The following is an 18,401-nucleotide window of genomic DNA, read 5'->3' as shown; positions in this document are numbered from 1 at the left end:
CCCTGAATTATAATGTAAGGGGAGTGTGAATGCATATCAATAATGTCTTCCTGGCATATGGTCGTATATTTTTTAATTTTATTAAAATCACATCACTGACACTATCAAAAATAACTATAGTGCTAGTTTTCTTACCACTAGGTGTGCATAGTGAAAGTTTCTCTGCGCTGTTCAAAGATGCAGATATAAAAGAGTTTATTAATACAGTAAGCAAGAATATCAATAAAACTATAATAATAGATCCTAAAGTTCAAGGTTTGGTTAGCGTCCGTAGTTATGAACTATTAGACCAAGAGAAATACTATCAATTCTTTCTTAATGTACTCGATGTTTACGGATATACCGTAGTGGAAATGCCTAATAATATCTTGAAGGTAATACCATCAAAACGAGCTAAAGGTTCAGTTGTTCCTACACTAAGAGAATCGGGGGAAACTTATGGGGATGAACTTATCAATAGAATATTCCCACTTAAACATATCTCTGCCAAGAGTCTTGCCCCACTATTGCGCCAGTTAAATGATAATTCTGAATCTGGTAATATTATTCACTATGAGCCATCAAATACTATATTAATTACGGGACGCGCTGCTGTAGTAAACCGCTTGTACTCGATAATCAATACATTCGACCAAGCCGGAGATATAGATGTTGAATACTATAAATTGAACCATGCTAATGCTGTTGATGTGACTAAACTAGTCAATGAAATCATAAATCAAACAACTTCCAACAAACAAGAGCCATTCAATTTAGGAAGAATAATTGCTGATGATAGGACTAACTCTGTATTGGTGAGTGGTGATAGCCATATCAGAAAAAAAGCCATTAAAATGATAAAGGAGCTTGACCATCAACAGAATAGTTATGGAAACACAAAAGTTATATATATGAAATATGCTCAAGCATCGAAGCTTTTGGAGGTGCTAACTGGCATTGGCCAAGGTTTTCTCAGTAACAAAAAAACAAACTCGACAGGCAAGAAACAGAGTGGAAATATTGCCATCAAGGCATATGATCAAACAAATGCTTTGGTCATTACAGCTGAACCGAAAATGATGAGAGAGTTAGACTTGGTTATCGAAAAGTTAGATATCAGACGAGCTCAAGTCCTGGTCGAGGCCATCATAGTTGAGACCCAAAATGGAGAGGGATTAAACCTTGGCATACAATGGGAAAATAAATTTTCTGGTGGAGTCAACTTTATCCAAAACTCAGGAAGGACAAGAAATAATAGTGATGGTCTACTGCCCATGGCAATTACAGGATTAACTGCAGGCTTTTATAAAGGTAACTGGAGTGGTTTATTTACTACCCTGGCAACTAATTCAAATAATAATATTCTGGCAACACCGAGTATTGTCACGTTGGATAATATGGAGGCTGAGTTTAATGTGGGTCAAGAGGTTCCTGTACTGACATCGACACAAACAACATCTACAGATAGGGTCTATAACTCAATCTCAAGGCAAAATGTTGGTGTCATGTTGAAAGTGAAACCACAGATAAACAAAGGTGATTCGGTTCTTCTTGAAATCCGACAGGAGGTATCAAGTATTGCTGACGGTTCTGACGTCACTACTAATAATTTAGGCTCTATTTTTAACAAGAGAGTCGTTAATAATGCAGTTTTGGTAAAAAGTGGTGAGACGGTTGTTGTGGGTGGGCTATTAGATAAAAAGATAAATAAAACAGTAAATAAAGTCCCTATCTTGGGGGATATTCCTTTTATTGGTGGTTTTTTTAGGCAGAAAAAAGAGAAAATTGAAAAAAGTAACCTTATCTTATTCATTAAGCCAACAATACTCAGGGAAACAAATGACTATAACTTGGTGACCGCAGAAAAATACACTGAATATAATCATGGGAATACAAATAAGCCATTTATAAATAGTGCTCTAAAGTATTATAAGGAGGGAGGGGAAGAAAAAAGAAATCATGATGATTTCAATAAACTTAAAAAGGATATAAGGGAGTTTTACCGTGACGTAGGGATTGAGTTATGAACCAAGATGAGAAGAAGTTAGTACCATTAACATTGAATTGGTCTAAAGATAATGGTGTTATCTTACTCCCAGTAGAAAATGGATATCAAATTATATGCCGCCATTCAGCTTCGCTTGAGGCAATACTTGAAGGGAATAGAGTCGCCTGTCAACCTATGGGCCTTGATTTTGTTACTGATGATGAGTTTAATAATACTCTGACGACCACGTATCAAAATAGTTCAATGCAGTCACATAAAATAATGAATGCAATAAGTGATGAGATCGCGATTTATTCATTTGCTAGTGAACTATCTGACAGTGAAGACCTATTGGACTCAGATAGTGAGGCTCCAGTAATAAGACTAATCAATGCCATTTTAACAGAAGCAATTAAAAACTTAGCGTCAGATATCCATATAGAATCTTTCGAAAAAAAAACTGGCTATCAGATTTCGTATTGATGGGGTATTAAAAAATATATTAGAACTGAAACACAGTGTAGCACTATTATTAGTTTCTCGGATTAAAGTTATGGCGAAATTAGATATTGCAGAGAAACGTATTCCCCAAGATGGACGTATTGCACTGAATTTGGCCGGGCGCGTTTTAGATGTTCGCGTGTCTGTTCTACCGTCAAATCATGGTGAGCGCGTAGTTATGCGGTTACTGGACAAAAGCAGTATTAAGTTGGACTTACAATCTTTAGATATGTCAGCAAAAAACTATGGCTTGATGCAAAAACTGGTGCTCAAGCCTCATGGTATTATATTGATTGTTGGCCCTACGGGTGCAGGCAAAAGTACCACACTCTATGCAGCTCTAATGGGAATAGACTCAGGTGAAAGGAACATTATGACTGTCGAGGATCCTATCGAGTTTGATATTGATGGTATCTCTCAGACACAGGTTCATTCAAAAATTGGCATGACTTTCTCTCGAAGCCTAAGAGCAATACTGCGACAGGACCCTGATGTCATCCTTATTGGCGAAATACGAGATGTGGAAACTGCACAAATAGCGGTACAAGCCTCTTTAACCGGCCATTTGGTTTTATCAACGCTACATGCTAATAGCGCCGTTGGTGCTGTAACCAGGCTGAAAGATATGGGGATCGAACCCTTTATGCTATCAAGCTCATTATTGGCAGTATTATCTCAACGTTTGGTGCGCCGACTATGTATCGAGTGTCGGCAAGAGTATACATTTATGCCGGAGCAATTAAACAGCTTGGGCATAAATTATAGCATGACCATAGCGGGAAATACGTATCGTGCGATAGGTTGCGACAAATGTAATGCGGCCGGCTATCGCGGGCGAATAGCTTTGCATGAGCTCTTGGTTGTTGATAATCGCTTACGGGAAGGTATTTATAAAGGCTATAGTGAGCATGATCTTGTTCAGTTGGCGCAGCAAACTATATGCAGCATTGAACAAGATGGGGTGGATAAAGTTATGGCTGGCTTAACAACAATTGAAGAAGTGGTCAGGATAAGCTTAGAGGACAAGCATGCCTGTATTTAAATATGTCGCTATCAATAATGACGGAGTGAAAATAAAAGGTAATATTGATGCCGAAAGTATGTTGGCTGCCAGGAATATTATCTATCAAAGAAGATGGTGTTTATTAAAGATTAATGTCATAAAATTAAATTATTTTACAAGAGTAATGAAGTACTTTAAAACTGTTAATAATGAAGATCTCGTGTTAGTTACTCGACAAATGTCGACATTAGTGAATGCAGCAATACCATTAGACGAAGTATTGGCAATTATCGAGAAGCAAAATAAAATAAATGCAATGAATAGTATAATATATGACATAAGGATGAAAGTTATAGAGGGCTATTCATTTTCAGATTCACTTTCAAATTTTTCAAATGTTTTTAATCCATTATATAGGTCAATGATCACTGCTGGTGAACTGTCGGGGCATTTAGGTATGGTGTTGTCCCGACTTGCGGACCATATAGAACAAACGCAGAAAGTGAAAAGAAAAATTGGGCAAACACTTATATATCCGATTATTCTAATTTTAATGTCTCTCGGTGTAATCATTATCCTCTTATCGGTAGTTGTCCCGAATATAGTAGAGCAGTTTTCCTTAGAGAGTAGTGCATTGCCATTTTCGACACAAGTTCTCATGACAGTTAGCAACGGGATAAAGAATAATATATTGACTATTTTAATGTTGATCTCTGCTGCATTAATTGTAATTAATAGAATTTTGAAAATAAAGAAAATGAATGAACTCTTTGAATATTATTACTTGAAGATACCTCTGGTTGGAGAGATGATCATTAGGTTAAACATATCCCGTTATTTAAGAACATTAACTATTTTAAATGGCAATGACGTTGATTTAATCCAGGCAATAAAAATAAGTAACTCGGCATTGACGAATGAGTATATTAAATCACAGTTAAAAACCACCGCTAAGTTAATTAACGAAGGCAGTAGTCTATCGTCTTGTTTAACTATTAGTCGAGTATTCTCACCTATGATAATACATATGATTGCATCAGGTGAACGAACTGGGACATTGGATGTTATGTTGGAAAAAGTGACAGCTGTCCAAGAAGATGAACTGATGCTTAAGATAAATATATTTATAACAATACTAGAACCAGCAATAATGGTTTTCATGGCTGCATTTATCTTTTTTATTGTTTTGTCAATATTTCAACCAATATTGCAGATTAACAGCCTAATTTCATAATATATATCGAGGAGGGATAATGAAGGAGACGAAATCGGATGGATTTACATTGCTGGAAATTATGGTGGTTATCATGATTTTGGGTGTTTTGGCTAGCTTAACGATACCCAGTCTGATGTCTAATAAAAACCGGGCTGACCGGCAAAAGACATTAAGCGATATTGTTGCTTTAGAAAATGCATTGGACATGTATAAATTGGATAATGGCCATTACCCTACAGAGTTACAAGGTATTCATTCATTGGTTGTCAAACCAACAGAGGTACCCATCCCAAGAATTTATCCTCAATATGGTTATATTCGGCGATTACCGCAAGATCCGTGGGGAAACGCTTACCGAATGAGTAATCCCGGTAAGAATGGAGAGATAGATATATTTTCTGCGGGACCGGATAGAGAAATAGGTAATGAAGATGATATTGGCAACTGGAGTGTATCATCATAATTAAAAACAGATATACGTAGTAACTTGAGTCCCGACAACACATAGGTAATTACTTGCGATATTATACAGGTTTTACATTATTAGAGGTTATGGTCTCATTAGCTATTTTTGCTATTGCTGGTATCAGCATTATGAAAAATATTAGTGAACAATTAATCTGGACCAAAGCGTTAGAAGATAAAATGGCATCTTCTTGGGTTGCAGATAACGTTTTAGCTGAAATTAAAATAATGAGTGTTACACAAATCGGAGATTGGGCGAAGGGACGTCATTTTATGCTTAACCAATTTTGGTATTGGCAAACGAAAGAAGTATATAATCATAGTAAAGGATATCGTGAAGTTATCGTTGAAATTCGTAGTCAGGAAAATAACGAACATCCTAATTATATAGTGCAAAGCTACCGGATTACTAATGAGTAAACGTTTATCTTATGGCTTTACATTGTTAGAGGTACTACTTGCCGTTATTATTTTTACCATGATGAGTTTAACTATCTATCAGGCTGTTATTGTTATTGCGCAAGGAAGTGCCGCCGCGAGTAGTAAGGCAAAAGTATTATATAGAATACACCAAGTAATAGAAAAACTTGAAGATGATATATTTCACGCGATAACATATGGAAATTTTATTTCAAATGATTACCAAGGTGTTTCCTTCCAAATAGGGAAGGGGCTTTTGGAAAGTGATGATTTTGGAGTTTATTTTTTACTGAATAATAATGATAATTTAAAATACGATTTTGACTATATGCCAGTAAGTATAGGCTATAGGTTGAAAAATAAGGTTTTACAAAAATTATCTTATACTAAAATTGGTTGCATGGCAGGTCAGGAATACAAGGTTTTAGATGCTATAGATGGAGTCTCAGCATTTAGAATGCAAATATATTATGACAGAAAATGGCTAAATGAATGGCGGAGCGACGTTGTTTTACCTCACGCCGTTGAATTTACCATAGAATTGGAAGGTATTGGCATGGTAAGACGAGTTGTTATTTTGTTGAATAGTGGAGTTTTATAATTGTGAATAGTTTAGAGACACAGCATGGTGCTGCACTATTGCTAGTATTATCTATTCTATTATTGATTAGCGCTATGGCTTTTACGTCACTTTATCATTGGTCTGATTTACATAATCTATTTAAGATAAGTGAAATGAGAAAGTCACAAAAATGGATATTATTAGAAAGTGAAGGTAAGATGTTAAACAGAATAATTGGGCCTCTATTAAATTCTAAATATATAGGTGATGAGTTAGGACACAGTTTGACCCATCCCAAAACCATTAAAATAAACGAGAGTGATATATATTATAATTTGGTTGATAGAACTAACTGCTTAAACATTTACTCTATTAAATATAAGTCATGCAACAATAAAGTAGAATCTTATGCCAGGACGGTTTTTAAAAATATGTTAATTAACTCAGGGGGAGGGAAAGAAGAAATAACTAATATTATGGAGTATATATCTGGCTTTATTAAACGTGATTGTTGCGAAAATAACAAGTATAATATCTATACTGGTTCAACACTTAGGCCAAAGAATACTAATTCCAATGATGATTTAGCTGTTTTTTTACCCCATAATAGTAATAAGTTACTTTTACAACTGACACCACTGATCTGTACTAGAAATGACAACGTATTATTAGTTAATATAAATACGCTTGAAATACAACATGCCAAGCTCGTTCAGGCAATGCTTATGAATACTCTTAGTGAAGAGGATATTGTCAGGGTTATATTATCCAAACCAGCAACTGGCTGGGGTAATGTTGAAACTTTCTTTGATTCGATGTTAAACAATTCAGTGGTAGCAATCAATGATAGACAAAAGATAAGAGATATTTCCATGTCAAACTTTGCAACAGATGAGTATTTTATCTCATTATCATTTGGTCTTGATGGTAAGGATAAATATTATCAATTAAGTAACTTTCTTCATATTAAAAAGAAACAAGTTACGGTATTGCAGCGGATGTATGGCATTGGCGAACCATATAATGAATAGTGTTTCCTCTCAGCCTACTCTATTGATTAGACTTGGGAATTATGAGCACGATTCTGTTTATTGGTATATCAAATCGCATGATGGTAAAAAGAGTCGTTATGGTAAACTCAAGAGTCACACTGAAATTAAAAATATAAAATTCGATGCTAAATATACCGTTAAAATATTAGTTCCAGCAAGTTATATAATATTTAGACGAATTGATATCAAAGGAGTGGCAACAAGTAAAAATATGAAAGTTATTTCTTTTTTACTTGAGAAATCAATTGTGGATGATATAGATAAATTTCATACTATTAATTTAAAATGTGATGATGATTTCTGTTATGTAGCAGCTGTCGAACATCAATTAATGAATCGCTGGATAGGATGGTTAAAGGATGCTGATATCACTGCAAAAACTATTGTGCCTGATGTATTGGCTCTACCATTTAGTCTTGGACAATGGTTTGCGGTAAAATTAGACCATGAATGGTTGATCAGAGATAGTGAAATGTCAGGCTTTTCAATTTGTAGTGAAATATTAGAAAAAATATATGCTTCAAGGTTGTCATCTGTTCATATAAATACCTTTTATCCGGCTGGCAGTAAAGCTATCAATTGGCAATCAACACAATATTGCGATGTACTCCGAGTTATGGCTGAAAATATCGGTCATACTGATGTTAATCTTCTCTGCGGTAAGTATAATGATTTCTTTAAAAGAATTATTAATTGCCAACCTATTTTTAAACCTGTTTTTCTGTGTTTGCTTCTATCTATTTTTGTATGCCTAAATTATGGGGTTGATAGATATAAAATAATGAAGGATATTGATATGCTAAATGTAGAATCGAAATATTTTTATACTAATTTTTTTCCAGTTAATGAAAATGGCATTGATGATATAAGTCATTTTAATGATTACATCGATCATTATAGAGATATGTTATCAAAAACTAGCTTTATTGATTTAATGCACAAATCAGGTATTATTATTGATGGATTTAATTTACATGTAAATAGTATTAATTTTAATAGAGATACACAAATGGTGTCATATAATATCTCCACAAGTGAACCTGATGCTATAGCACTTGAATTAAACGAAGAAAATGAAAGTCTTAAAGGAGTGATTTTAAATAAAATAACTCATGGCCATGGTACGCATGATGTTATTTTTAATAATACACCATGAAGTTAAATTCACATTCTGTTCTATACTATTTTTGGCAATTAAGAACCATCCTATCACTTTTATTGATGGTTATTGTGGTACTTTATACAATTAAAATTTCGATGGATTGTAATATATTGCGGCAGAAACAGGTGTTATTAAGGGATGAAATTCTTCATTATTCTACAGAATCTAAAAATCTAAATCTACGTCGGCAGCATAAGGTATGGCATAATTATTATTCACATGACAAATTTGATAAAGAGATTATTAATGTTTTTAACGGCGGGAATAACAACTTGCAGATATCGACATTATCCGATGGAACTGCTGCTATAAATTTTGATGGGGTTACATTTTCTAACGTACTAGATGTGATTCATTTTATGTCTCACTACTATAATATTTACATTAGTGATGTGAATATTTATCGTAATGACAGTGAAAGTGGTGAGTATGTAATGGGGGATATTTATTTTGTAAAGCGAGAATCAAAAGGAATATAATTAAATTATGATTGATACTTATAGTCTGGTCGGTGTTTTATTTTATACTGTTGTTGGGCTATGCATAGGGAGTTTTTTGAATGTTGTTATCTATCGCCTGCCAATTATGCTTTCTGCTACTGCGCCAAAACATAAGGGCGTTAGTCGAGGAATTAAGGATAATAGCCTCAAAGACAACATTAATTTATGTTTTCCAAAATCATTTTGCCCAAATTGCAATAGCCCGTTACTTATTAGGTACAATATTCCCGTAGTCAGTTGGTTATTATTACGTGGTAGATCCCGGTGCTGCCAGCAGAGAATTAATCCTCGTTATCTAATTGTAGAGTTATTGACGGCTATTTTAACCTTACTTGTTGCCTTTTGGGCTGAAAGCGATTATTCAACAGTTGCCTGTTTACTTTTAATTTGGTCGCTGATTACGTTGTCTTTTATCGATCTTGATTGTTACTTACTTCCAGACTGTATTACATTGCCATTACTATGGATAGGACTTGTTTTTAATATAAATAATGTTTTTTGTTCTCTGTCATCTGCTGTGCTAGGTGCTGTAGTGGGTTATGTTTTTTTGTGGTTACCCTATTGGTTATTTAAGTTACTTAAGGGTGTCGAGGGAATGGGATATGGTGATTTTAAATTAATGGCAGCTATGGGAGCTTGGTTTGGTGTATCAGCAATACCCATGTTGATATTGTTATCCTCTGGTTTAGGTATCATTATCTCTATGGTGATTTCTCTCTTGTCGAAGAAGAAAGTAAAACACATCGCCTTTGGCCCTTATATTTGTCTGGCCGGTATGGCTCATCTATTTCTAGGGGAGGTTGTTAGCCTATTTTAATAATGAATTTATTTAATATTTCGCTCAACTCTTTACATTTGTAATCGTTATTCATACCATCATTTTTTAATTTTTCATATCTTACGTCTGTTAGTTCTGACCGCGAATGACTACTCTGCTGTAAACTGAGAGAGTTATCAGAATTCATCATGGTTATGGCACTACTCACTATTTTCTCTTCACTTGGTAACTTTTCCATACCACATATTTCTTTTAGATAACGCATCCCAGCCGTTAATGCAGTTAATTGTTCTATTTTTACTTTTTGAGTTAAATTTTCATTTTTGTGTGTTTGACATCCAAAAATAATTGGTGTGAAAAATAAAATCACCCTGAGTTTCATTATGATCATTCACCTTCTTGATTTTTCATTGTTACTAATAATATCTCAAAAATGTAATTATCATGGTGGATATTTTTTGTTGGTTATCAATATTTATTGATAGACTTCCATCCTTGTTATTGATGCTTATATTCCCTATCATTTTTCGCTTAAAACTAACGGATTTAACTTTATTAATGTTTGAAGGAGACTGTCAGGTAACACTATTTCTGCTATTTTATTTAGTGATGACTACCATGTGGGGCAGGAAATGGATGAAATAATGATTGGAGATATTCTCTTTACTCCACAAAAGAGAATGATCAATAAACGGGGTTCTTTGATAAAAATGAGGAATAAAGAGTCTGAAGTGTTATCTTTATTATGTCATAATTATCCAGACTCTCTCACCCGCGATGATATTGAGAAGGAGATATGGGGAGGTAGCTATGTAACAGATAACACACTAACACAAACAATTAGTAACTTGCGTAATGCATTAGATGATAAAGCACATGAATTAGTGACGACTATCCCCAAAAAAGGATATTGCATTGGTATTAAGCCGATTTTTATTTCAAGTAAAGAAAAAGAAAGAGGTGGTGGGGGGAGAGTAGATTGTCTTGATGTTGTTAAAAATAATGAATACATTTTATCCGGCGTTGGTTTTCGTTATAAAGTTGTGTTACTGGCAGTGTTTATAAGTTGTTTTTTTACTTCGTTATATGTGACATTAAATTCCCATGCAATTAAGATATTACATCCTACAATTACTCCTATATTAATAGGTTTGGATAACACGCTAGATGAAGTTTTCTTATCCACATACCGCAAGGCACCCTACGTTTACTTAAAGAAAACAAAACAGGGTGAGTATATTGCTTGTAAATATCAAACTGGGGAGCTGATATGCGAGCGAAAATAATATTTATTTTGATCTTTAGTGTTTTTATATCAATAGGATTAGGGTATGGCACTGGGCGTATATATTCTTATATTCACCCAATGAAACAGATTGAAGGCTATTGGGAGGTGAACTATTGTTTTAATCATTCACCTGACATTTATCATGTTTACTCCAGAGTTAATATTATGGGGCGAGAGATAAACTCATCTGCCGATGTGTATGGTGAAAACCATGATTTGAAAGCACGGCGTAATATTGTCTTTCGTGTGGTTGATGCGAGTAAAGGAGTTTTTATCGGTGATGTGTTATCTCTATCAATATATAATAATGACGATAATTGTTTATATGATTTCCTTAATACACCCTATACAATAAGTTACCCTGTTTTCTATAAATTAGATGAAAATACTATTTTGATTGAACAATCCCAGGGGCATCCTATTCATAATTTTCGTTTATTAACACGCAGTGATACATGATGTAATCTCCTGAAATATATTTGTAATGTTTGACGAGTAATGTTGGTATATTAATTATCGCCGGTGTAAAAATAATGTTATATCACATCAGGTTGTTTGTTATAAGGCTTCTCTCTCATGTTAAAGGATTAGGCCCAATCTCCGATGGAAAGTTCGGTATATTGTTTGGTCTAATACTCGTTATTAGCCTTTTCTCCTTATTGCAGTTATTTTCCATCGGGTATTTATCTCATATATTGGATAGTACCACCGTTAATGTTGAAAAAACGCACTATAGCCATCAGCAAGAAGTGTTGATGGATCGCGCCAGAATGGAGCTATTAATTGCTAGCGACAAATTCAATCGGGCCGGTATCTATTATATGGAGGACAAAGAGACCGGTTCTGAGGGGAGCTGGCATAGTCTTTTGAATGAAGCACTGCAATCTATGCAGCAGTCACAGCAAAATTATCGTGAGTTATTACTTCTTTCTGTTCACGATAAACGACCAGAATTCATTGCATTAAAGGAAAGCTATCAGCAGTTATATCAAGGTTTGACTGAGCTTGGGCAGGGGTTGTCAAAGAACAGTAACATTGATCGGTTTTTTGAAGTCCCGATACAAGGCTTTCAAAGTGATTTTACCGAAAAGTATTACCACTATTTGCAGCAAAGTGAGAATAATCGGGCTGTAATGGATAGCCAGCTATTATCGTCCTTATCGTCAGCAAAGCAGGGGGTTATTACAGCGTTGGCGGTATTGCTGTGCCTTGCCTTTTCAGTTTGGCTCGGTGTTACACGCTTAATTATCCGGCCACTTAATGACCTTATTTCCCATATTAACGTTATTGCCGCCGGTGATTTATCACGCCAGATTACATATTCATCGTTTACCAGCCGCGAGGCTGGACAATTGGCTGATAGCATATGCCAAATGCAACAAGGCTTAATTGTCTTGGTGAGTCAGGTTCGCGCAGGTGCAGAAATCATCCTGACAGGTGTTAATCAAATCGCCGCAGATAGCCATCGTCTTGCTGAACAAACACAGTCGCAAGCACAATCACTGGCCGCAACAACACAAAGCATGTATCAGCTCACTACCCGGGTAAAACAGAACACGATGAGTGCCGATCAAGCCAATCTTCTGGCTAATGAAACCAGCGTTATCGCCCGTGAAGGCGGGGAAATGATGTCTAGCGTCGTGGTATCAATGGCTGATATTTCTGCCGGTTCGCAGGAAATAACGGCAATTATTACGCTCATCGAATCGGTGGCTTTTCAGACCAATATTTTAGCATTAAATGCTGCCATTGAAGCAGCGCACGCCGGTGAGCATGGGCGCGGTTTCTCCGTTGTAGCACGAGAGGTTGGCTTGTTGGCACATCAAAGTGGCAATTCCGCGCTGAATATTAAGCGGCTTATTCATAATTCATCCAGCTCTATCTCCACAGGGAGCGGTTTGGTCGCGCGGTCAGGTGATAACTTACGGGCTATTATTGATGCAGTTAAAAAGGTGACTGATTTGATGGCGGAAATATCTGCTGCATCACACGATCAGAGTCAAGGTATTGAGGGGATAACCACACAAGTGGGGATGATTAATGAAGTGACAAAATTGAATGCTGAGTTAGCCCAGCAATCCACCGGTGCATCGGAGGTATTACAAAAACAAGCATTCCAGCTCAATCAATCTGTTGCTCGTTTTTGTTTACCTACTACTGGGCGGCCGGCTCAAGGTTGTTATGAAGCGGCCCCTGCCAATTTTTAGTGCACCAGCATACTTTTCAGCATCTTGGCCCAGCCAATTGGATCACCGTAATATTCATTTGCGGGTAGGGCGGACAGTTTTCCCTGCCTATCTTGTAGCACAAAGGTCGGGAAACCATGTCCATGTACCCTCGCCAGTAAGGCGCGGCTATCAGCAATATGCTGAGTCGATGCTGTCTGGGCGGAACTGAACGCGTTGATAAATGCTGTCCGGCTTAAGCCAATATCAGTGGCAAGTTCAATTAATACCGAGCTGTCGGCGATACGGCGGCCCTCGACATAATGAGCTTGCTGGATATGATGGAGCATATCCGCGCCTTGTCCGGCCAATTGTTCAGCCGCTAAAATGGCGGCAATAGGTGGCGTGGAATCCATAATCGCTGAAGTATCATTCAGCAAGTGATTAAAATAAGCCTCACCAAACGTTTGTCCGGTGAGTTCGGCAATACGTTTGTCATGAGGCATCACATAACCACGCCATTGGCTATCTATCTGGCGACGATTCGGTCCAGACATCATCCCACCACCGTGCAGTACCAGTGTCAGATCAGGAATGCTTTGTGCGGCTTGCACCAATGGCGCTGCGCCATAGCACCAACCGCATAAAGGGTCGAAAATGTAATGCAAAGTTAGCGGGGTCATTATGTTCTCCTCTTCGTCCCCGTCACCATTCAAGTTACCGCCTTCTGGCACTTTGGTTGATGACAGGGTAATGCCGTACTGATTAATTTTAAGCGCCGCTTATTGCGGCCATTTCATCTCGTTTTTCAGTACCTTAGCACTTAACTCCAAGCTAGATTCATCTTTCAACTCTGGATAGTGTTTTTTCATCGCCGCAATCAGTTCTGCGGAATCCTTCGCCTTAGGAATCTCTGTATTCAGTGTGGTTAAATAGTTCTGAGTAAAGGTCACTGATGCCAATGTTTGTGGCGCGTTATCGAGATAATGCCCAGGAACCACGGTCACTGGTTTGAGTGCTTTAATCTTTTCCAATGTTGTTAGCCAGTGCTGGCGTGATTCTGCGGTTTGAGTATCCGCGACCCATAAATGGATATTACCGGAGACAGCGACACCGCCAACAACCGCTTTCAAGGATGGGATCCAGACAAATGTCTTTTCAGGTGATGGGCCGTCTAGCCCTTCAACATCAATTTTTTGCCCATCGATAGTGAAACTCTTGCCCTGTAGTGCTTGTGGAACAATGATTTTGCCAGGGGCATTTTCTTTTAGAATCGGTCCCCAATAGGCCATTTTGCCGTCTTTGGTCGCTTCTATTTCTTCAATGGTCTGGGGTGTGGCGAGTACTTTGGCTTGTGGGAATGCTTTTGTGATGACATCCAGACCGAAATAGAAATCAGGATCGGCTTGGCTGATATAAATGGTGGTCAGTTTTTTGCCACTTTGCTGGATTTTCTTCACCAGTGCTTCGGCGTCATTGCGCTGAAATTGCGCATCAATCAGAACCACTTCAGTTTTGCCGCTGATAATCTCAGAAGAGACTGGGAAGATGCTCTTTTCGCCTGGATTATAGACTTCCATTTTGAGTTGTTCGGCAGCACTTGCGTTTGCTACGGCTGCGAAGGTTGCCAGACCGGCAAAGGTCATTTGTAATAGCGTTTTGTTAAACATAGCGGTTTTCCTGAGGATGACTGGGGTATGGGTTAGATAATAGATTGCATCGTTCGATAGAAAAACCTGATAATGAGCAACTGTTTGTTGCTTAAATCGAGCTAATCATGGATAGGATCACTGCTGCTGAGGTTTTTGTCGCGATTGTCGAGCGTGGCAGCATGATTGCTGCCGCCGAAGCATTAGAGATGTCACGGGCGATGGTGACACGCTATCTGGCTGAGATGGAGCAGTGGGCGGGGGCGCGGCTGTTACATCGGACAACACGAAAACTGAGCCTGACCCATGCTGGCGAAACCACCCTTGAACGTTGCCGACGTATGCTTGAGTTTGCCCAAGAGATGGATGTGATTGCAGGGCAAGGTAGTGATGAATTGCGCGGTTTATTGCGAATCAGTTGTTCTCAGTCTCTTGGGCAGAGTGCTTTGGTGATTGCTGTCACTGACTATTTACGCCGTTATCCCCAGGTCGCGGTTGATTTACAAATCAATAACCGGGCAGTCAATCTGGTAGAGGAACGCATTGATTTAGCATTGCGTATAACCAATGAGTTAGACCCGAATTTAATTGCACGGCCACTTTCCATGTGCCATTCCGTTGTCTGTGCCTCTCCGGCCTACCTGTCAGCCAACGGAATACCCAAAACACCCTATGATTTGGCGGTACATAACTGCCTGACATACTCATATTTTGGCAAAAGTTTGTGGCATTTTGATTTGCAGGGCGAAAAATCAGCCGTTGCAGTCAGTGGCAATTTGAGTGCCAATGAGTCAGTAGTTTTGCTAAGTGGTGCGTTGGAAGGGGCGGGGATTACTCTGCAACCCAGTTATTCTGCTGCCCCCTATATCGCCCGAGGCGATCTGGTCAGCTTATTACCGGGTTATCAGCCGCAGGCGATGGGTATTTACGGTATCTATACTTCGCGGCGGCAAATGCCAGCAACATTAAGGACAATGTTAGATTTTCTCGTGGAGTGGTTTGCAACCAATCCCCATTGGCTTAACTCTGCTTTCTTGACGCTATAGCGGTGAGTTACATTCTCAAACATATTTTTGTGATCGGTGATGCCTATAAATTACTTTTTATTTCATAGCATTATACGTAGCAAATGCTGCCTTTTTAGTTACTCCGCTATTTATAACCTTGTTCACTACTAGTCAATATTCCTCAACTCATGCTATTTCTATTTAGTTAGTTAAGAAAATAAACAATTATAATTTATAAGGTTATTACTGCGTTTTCGGCGATGCTCACGGTTTCGCCTCTTCTGTGACTCACTACAGGGTGCCGGTTAATTAACCATTATCGGCAACAATTTGTTCTGCCCGCAATATACGGCGGGCTGATATTGTCTGACTGGGAGCTGGTATTATGCCTGTTGCGCTGCTGGCATTGGCACTGAGTGCTTTTGCTATTGGTACCACCGAATTTGTCATTATGGGGCTGCTGCCTCAGGTGGCGGGTGACTTACATATCTCGATTCCAACTGCCGGTTGGTTAATCAGTGGTTATGCGCTGGGAGTGGCAATTGGCGCACCTATCATGGCAGTACTGACCGCAAAGTTGCCACGTAAAAAGACATTATTACTATTAATGGTGATCTTTATTATCGGTAACCTGATGTGTGCTCTGGCATACAACTATGATTTCCTGATGCTGGCCAGAGTGATTACGGCGCTGTGTCATGGTGCTTTCTTTGGGATTGGTGCCGTGGTTGCCGCCAATCTGGTGGCGCCGAATCGACGAGCTTCGGCGGTGGCACTGATGTTTACTGGCCTGACGCTGGCCAATGTGCTGGGCGTGCCCCTAGGGACCGCGCTGGGGCAGGTTTTCGGTTGGCGCTCAACATTCTGGGTGGTTTCAGTCATCGGTTTATTCTCACTGGCCGCCCTTTACAGTAAATTGCCTTCCTCTCAGGAAGAGGCCCCGACCGAACTGCGTAAAGAGATAGCTGCACTGCGTGGAGGGGGAATCTGGCTATCTTTATTGATGACGGTCTTTTTTGCCGCCGCTATGTTTGCTCTCTTTACTTACATCGCCCCCATTCTGACAGAAGTGACGCAGGTTTCAGAACATGGTGTCAGTTGGACATTGTTGCTGATGGGGGTTGGTCTGACATTGGGCAATATTGTCGGGGGGCGGCTGGCCGATTGGCACCTTTCCGTCAGTCTGACGATGACTTTCCTGTTAATCGCTCTGTTTTCTGCCTTGTTCAGTTGGACCAGCTATTCATTATTGGCAGCAGAAGTGACACTGTTTCTATGGTCAGCGGCAGCTTTCTCAGCAGTACCTGCACTACAAATCAATGTGGTTACCTATGGTAAAAAAGCACCTAATCTGGTGTCGACCCTGAATATTGCCGCCTTTAATGTCGGCAATGCTTTAGGGGCATGGGTTGGTGGTGTGGTGATTGCTCGTGGGTTAGGTTTAACCGCCGTGCCCTTTGCCGCCGCGGCACTGGCGGTGATGGGGCTGCTACTGTGCCTGTTTACCTTCTCCCGGGCGCGTGCCGGTAAGGTGAAAGCTGTTTAGGCCCGTTGCGAAAACTTAATATTGTTGGGTAATCACTTGGGTTAGGCGCTGCTGGAAAGTGATGGCCTGCTGCTTTAAATGCTCGATAAACGTATCTACCAAAGTAGATGATGGGCGATGTTTCGGTTGTATCAAACTGATAGTAAAGGGGATTTCGACGCTGAATGGCCGCACGCACACGCCTTCAGCGCCCCCTTTGCTAATATAGTCTAATGTCGTGAGTGGATTGACAATCGATACCCCCACCCCTTCCCGTACCATGGCGCAGACCGATGCAGCACTGTGAGTTTCCAGCACTAACCTTCGGCTAATGCCTTGTTCAATAAATAGTTTATCCAATAATTGGCGATAGCTGTCGGTAACGGACAAGCTGATAAAGTTTTCACCCTGGAAGTCTTGTGGTGTCAGTAGTGATTTATCCCGCAACGGATGGTCACTGGGCAATACGCAAATCTCATTCACGGTCATCAGGGGATGGCGCAACGTACCGGCAGGAGTCTGGGTGTTTTCTGTCAGACCAAGGTCATGACGCTGAGCTGAAAGCCACTCTTCCAGTAGCGGCGATTCCTGCGGGATGATGCTCAGACTGACTTCCGGGTAGCGGTCAATAAAGGGTTTGCACACAGCGGGTAGCAGCGATTGAGAAAAGACCGGTAGGCAGGCAATAGAAAGCTGCGCCTGTTGGAATTGACGAATACCCTCAGCAGCCTGTCGGATGCGATCAAGACCGTAATAAGAGCGTTGTACCTCTTCAAATAGCCGCAAGCCTTGTACTGTGGGATAGAGGCGGCCACGTACACGCTCGAAGAGTGTTAATTGGACTAATTGCTCAAAGCGGGCCAGTTCACGGCTAACGGTGGGTTGGGATGTCTGGAGTAATAAGGCGGCTTCAGTCAGGTTACCGGTGGTCATGACACCATGAAAAATCTCGATTTGTCGTAGGGAAATGGTGGGCATCACAACACTCCTGAAGTGGCTGCGGTTTACTGTAAGCCATATCATAAATGAATAGACTCACGGTAAATAGATATTTTCCTAACAGGTATTCAGTTGCTAATAATGAGGTATCAGCGAAATCATTTTTTTTTCGCCCAACATATTGATGAACAATTATTAGGAAA

Annotated in this window: 18 protein-coding genes and 1 pseudogene; 15 read left to right on the top strand and 4 right to left on the bottom strand. The window is 39.2% G+C overall.

The window, feature by feature from the left end; all coding sequences use genetic code 11:
- Window positions 1–29: 29 nt before the first annotated feature.
- The 10 genes and pseudogenes from gspD (at window position 30) to V1956_RS21255 (ending at window position 9,664) form a co-directional block, all read left to right on the top strand.
- A complete protein-coding gene (gspD, locus tag V1956_RS21300) occupies window positions 30–2,006 on the top strand; it encodes a type II secretion system secretin GspD (protein WP_442825635.1) in 1,977 nt (658 codons plus the stop codon).
- A gap of 32 nt (window positions 2,007–2,038) precedes the next feature.
- Window positions 2,039–3,509, top strand: a pseudogene (gene gspE, locus V1956_RS21295) (type II secretion system ATPase GspE).
- Window positions 3,496–4,704 (top strand): type II secretion system F family protein, encoded by a 1,209-nt coding sequence (locus tag V1956_RS21290; RefSeq protein WP_442825634.1) that lies wholly within the window; start codon window positions 3,496–3,498, stop codon window positions 4,702–4,704. The pseudogene gspE and the gene V1956_RS21290 overlap by 14 nt, the downstream one beginning before the upstream one ends.
- Before the next feature lie 19 nt (window positions 4,705–4,723).
- On the top strand, window positions 4,724–5,149 hold the full coding sequence (gspG, locus tag V1956_RS21285) for a type II secretion system major pseudopilin GspG (protein WP_442825633.1): 426 nt from the start codon (window positions 4,724–4,726) through the stop codon (window positions 5,147–5,149).
- A gap of 53 nt (window positions 5,150–5,202) precedes the next feature.
- On the top strand, window positions 5,203–5,571 hold the full coding sequence (gene gspI, locus V1956_RS21280) for a type II secretion system minor pseudopilin GspI (protein WP_420072558.1): 369 nt from the start codon (window positions 5,203–5,205) through the stop codon (window positions 5,569–5,571).
- Complete coding sequence (gene gspJ / locus V1956_RS21275) at window positions 5,564–6,172, top strand: type II secretion system minor pseudopilin GspJ (RefSeq protein ID WP_442825632.1); 609 nt, start codon at window positions 5,564–5,566, stop codon at window positions 6,170–6,172. Before gspI ends, gspJ begins: the two co-directional genes overlap by 8 nt.
- Window positions 6,173–6,174: 2 nt before the next feature.
- Window positions 6,175–7,164 carry a type II secretion system protein GspK gene (locus tag V1956_RS21270; protein WP_442825631.1) on the top strand — a complete coding sequence of 330 codons (990 nt, stop codon included), beginning with the start codon at window positions 6,175–6,177 and terminating at the stop codon, window positions 7,162–7,164.
- Window positions 7,157–8,341, top strand: coding sequence for a type II secretion system protein GspL (gene gspL / locus V1956_RS21265; protein ID WP_442825630.1), 1,185 nt, complete (start codon window positions 7,157–7,159; stop codon window positions 8,339–8,341). Before V1956_RS21270 ends, gspL begins: the two co-directional genes overlap by 8 nt.
- Window positions 8,342–8,457: 116 nt before the next feature.
- Complete coding sequence (locus V1956_RS21260; RefSeq protein ID WP_442825629.1) at window positions 8,458–8,826, top strand: hypothetical protein; 369 nt, start codon at window positions 8,458–8,460, stop codon at window positions 8,824–8,826.
- Window positions 8,827–8,833: 7 nt separating this feature from the next.
- A complete protein-coding gene (locus V1956_RS21255) occupies window positions 8,834–9,664 on the top strand; it encodes a prepilin peptidase (protein WP_442825628.1) in 831 nt (276 codons plus the stop codon).
- Here the strand turns inward: V1956_RS21255 and gspS are convergent.
- Complete coding sequence (gene gspS / locus V1956_RS21250) at window positions 9,651–10,007, bottom strand: type II secretion system pilot lipoprotein GspS (protein ID WP_420072503.1); 357 nt, start codon at window positions 10,005–10,007, stop codon at window positions 9,651–9,653. The genes V1956_RS21255 and gspS overlap by 14 nt on opposite strands.
- A gap of 250 nt (window positions 10,008–10,257) precedes the next feature.
- Between gspS and V1956_RS21245 the strand changes: the two genes are divergently transcribed.
- The 3 genes from V1956_RS21245 (at window position 10,258) to V1956_RS21235 (ending at window position 13,120) form a co-directional block, all read left to right on the top strand.
- Window positions 10,258–10,911, top strand: coding sequence for a winged helix-turn-helix domain-containing protein (locus V1956_RS21245; RefSeq protein WP_442825627.1), 654 nt, complete (start codon window positions 10,258–10,260; stop codon window positions 10,909–10,911).
- On the top strand, window positions 10,896–11,372 hold the full coding sequence (locus V1956_RS21240) for a hypothetical protein (RefSeq protein ID WP_420072344.1): 477 nt from the start codon (window positions 10,896–10,898) through the stop codon (window positions 11,370–11,372). Before V1956_RS21245 ends, V1956_RS21240 begins: the two co-directional genes overlap by 16 nt.
- A 74-nt stretch (window positions 11,373–11,446) precedes the next feature.
- Window positions 11,447–13,120 (top strand): methyl-accepting chemotaxis protein, encoded by a 1,674-nt coding sequence (locus V1956_RS21235; RefSeq protein ID WP_420072340.1) that lies wholly within the window; start codon window positions 11,447–11,449, stop codon window positions 13,118–13,120.
- Here the strand turns inward: V1956_RS21235 and V1956_RS21230 are convergent.
- Window positions 13,117–13,761 carry a DsbA family protein gene (locus V1956_RS21230; RefSeq protein WP_420075405.1) on the bottom strand — a complete coding sequence of 215 codons (645 nt, stop codon included), beginning with the start codon at window positions 13,759–13,761 and terminating at the stop codon, window positions 13,117–13,119. The genes V1956_RS21235 and V1956_RS21230 overlap by 4 nt on opposite strands.
- 99 nt (window positions 13,762–13,860) lie before the next feature.
- Complete coding sequence (locus V1956_RS21225) at window positions 13,861–14,748, bottom strand: MBL fold metallo-hydrolase (RefSeq protein ID WP_420072342.1); 888 nt, start codon at window positions 14,746–14,748, stop codon at window positions 13,861–13,863.
- Window positions 14,749–14,855: 107 nt separating this feature from the next.
- Here V1956_RS21225 and V1956_RS21220 point away from each other — a divergent pair, with 107 nt between their 5' ends.
- Window positions 14,856–15,773 (top strand): LysR family transcriptional regulator, encoded by a 918-nt coding sequence (locus tag V1956_RS21220; RefSeq protein ID WP_420075403.1) that lies wholly within the window; start codon window positions 14,856–14,858, stop codon window positions 15,771–15,773.
- 346 nt (window positions 15,774–16,119) lie between these two features.
- On the top strand, window positions 16,120–17,280 hold the full coding sequence (locus tag V1956_RS21215; protein WP_420071961.1) for an MFS transporter: 1,161 nt from the start codon (window positions 16,120–16,122) through the stop codon (window positions 17,278–17,280).
- Between the two features lie 15 nt (window positions 17,281–17,295).
- On the opposite strand, the gene V1956_RS21210 is transcribed toward V1956_RS21215, so the two are convergent.
- On the bottom strand, window positions 17,296–18,237 hold the full coding sequence (locus V1956_RS21210) for a LysR family transcriptional regulator (protein ID WP_442825626.1): 942 nt from the start codon (window positions 18,235–18,237) through the stop codon (window positions 17,296–17,298).
- Window positions 18,238–18,401 lie beyond the last annotated feature (164 nt).

Origin of the sequence: Yersinia sp. 2540 StPb PI, from assembly GCF_052217165.1 — a bacterium.
Taxonomy (GTDB): Bacteria; Pseudomonadota; Gammaproteobacteria; order Enterobacterales; family Enterobacteriaceae; genus Yersinia; species Yersinia enterocolitica_E.
This window is presented reverse-complemented; position numbering and strand designations above follow the sequence as displayed.

Bases quoted from the DNA above. Each gene is read 5' to 3' on its own strand.
- gspD (WP_442825635.1), top strand. From the start codon at position 30: ATGCATATCAATAATGTCTTCCTGGCATATGGTCGTATATTTTTTAAT.
- V1956_RS21290 (WP_442825634.1), top strand. From the start codon at position 3,496: ATGCCTGTATTTAAATATGTCGCTATCAATAATGACGGAGTGAAAATA.
- gspG (WP_442825633.1), top strand. From the start codon at position 4,724: ATGAAGGAGACGAAATCGGATGGATTTACATTGCTGGAAATTATGGTG.
- gspJ (WP_442825632.1), top strand. From the start codon at position 5,564: ATGAGTAAACGTTTATCTTATGGCTTTACATTGTTAGAGGTACTACTT.
- gspL (WP_442825630.1), top strand. From the start codon at position 7,157: ATGAATAGTGTTTCCTCTCAGCCTACTCTATTGATTAGACTTGGGAAT.
- V1956_RS21255 (WP_442825628.1), top strand. From the start codon at position 8,834: ATGATTGATACTTATAGTCTGGTCGGTGTTTTATTTTATACTGTTGTT.
- gspS (WP_420072503.1), bottom strand. From the start codon at position 10,007: ATGAAACTCAGGGTGATTTTATTTTTCACACCAATTATTTTTGGATGT.
- V1956_RS21245 (WP_442825627.1), top strand. From the start codon at position 10,258: ATGGATGAAATAATGATTGGAGATATTCTCTTTACTCCACAAAAGAGA.
- V1956_RS21240 (WP_420072344.1), top strand. From the start codon at position 10,896: ATGCGAGCGAAAATAATATTTATTTTGATCTTTAGTGTTTTTATATCA.
- V1956_RS21235 (WP_420072340.1), top strand. From the start codon at position 11,447: ATGTTATATCACATCAGGTTGTTTGTTATAAGGCTTCTCTCTCATGTT.
- V1956_RS21230 (WP_420075405.1), bottom strand. From the start codon at position 13,761: ATGACCCCGCTAACTTTGCATTACATTTTCGACCCTTTATGCGGTTGG.
- V1956_RS21225 (WP_420072342.1), bottom strand. From the start codon at position 14,748: ATGTTTAACAAAACGCTATTACAAATGACCTTTGCCGGTCTGGCAACC.
- V1956_RS21220 (WP_420075403.1), top strand. From the start codon at position 14,856: ATGGATAGGATCACTGCTGCTGAGGTTTTTGTCGCGATTGTCGAGCGT.
- V1956_RS21215 (WP_420071961.1), top strand. From the start codon at position 16,120: ATGCCTGTTGCGCTGCTGGCATTGGCACTGAGTGCTTTTGCTATTGGT.
- V1956_RS21210 (WP_442825626.1), bottom strand. From the start codon at position 18,237: ATGCCCACCATTTCCCTACGACAAATCGAGATTTTTCATGGTGTCATG.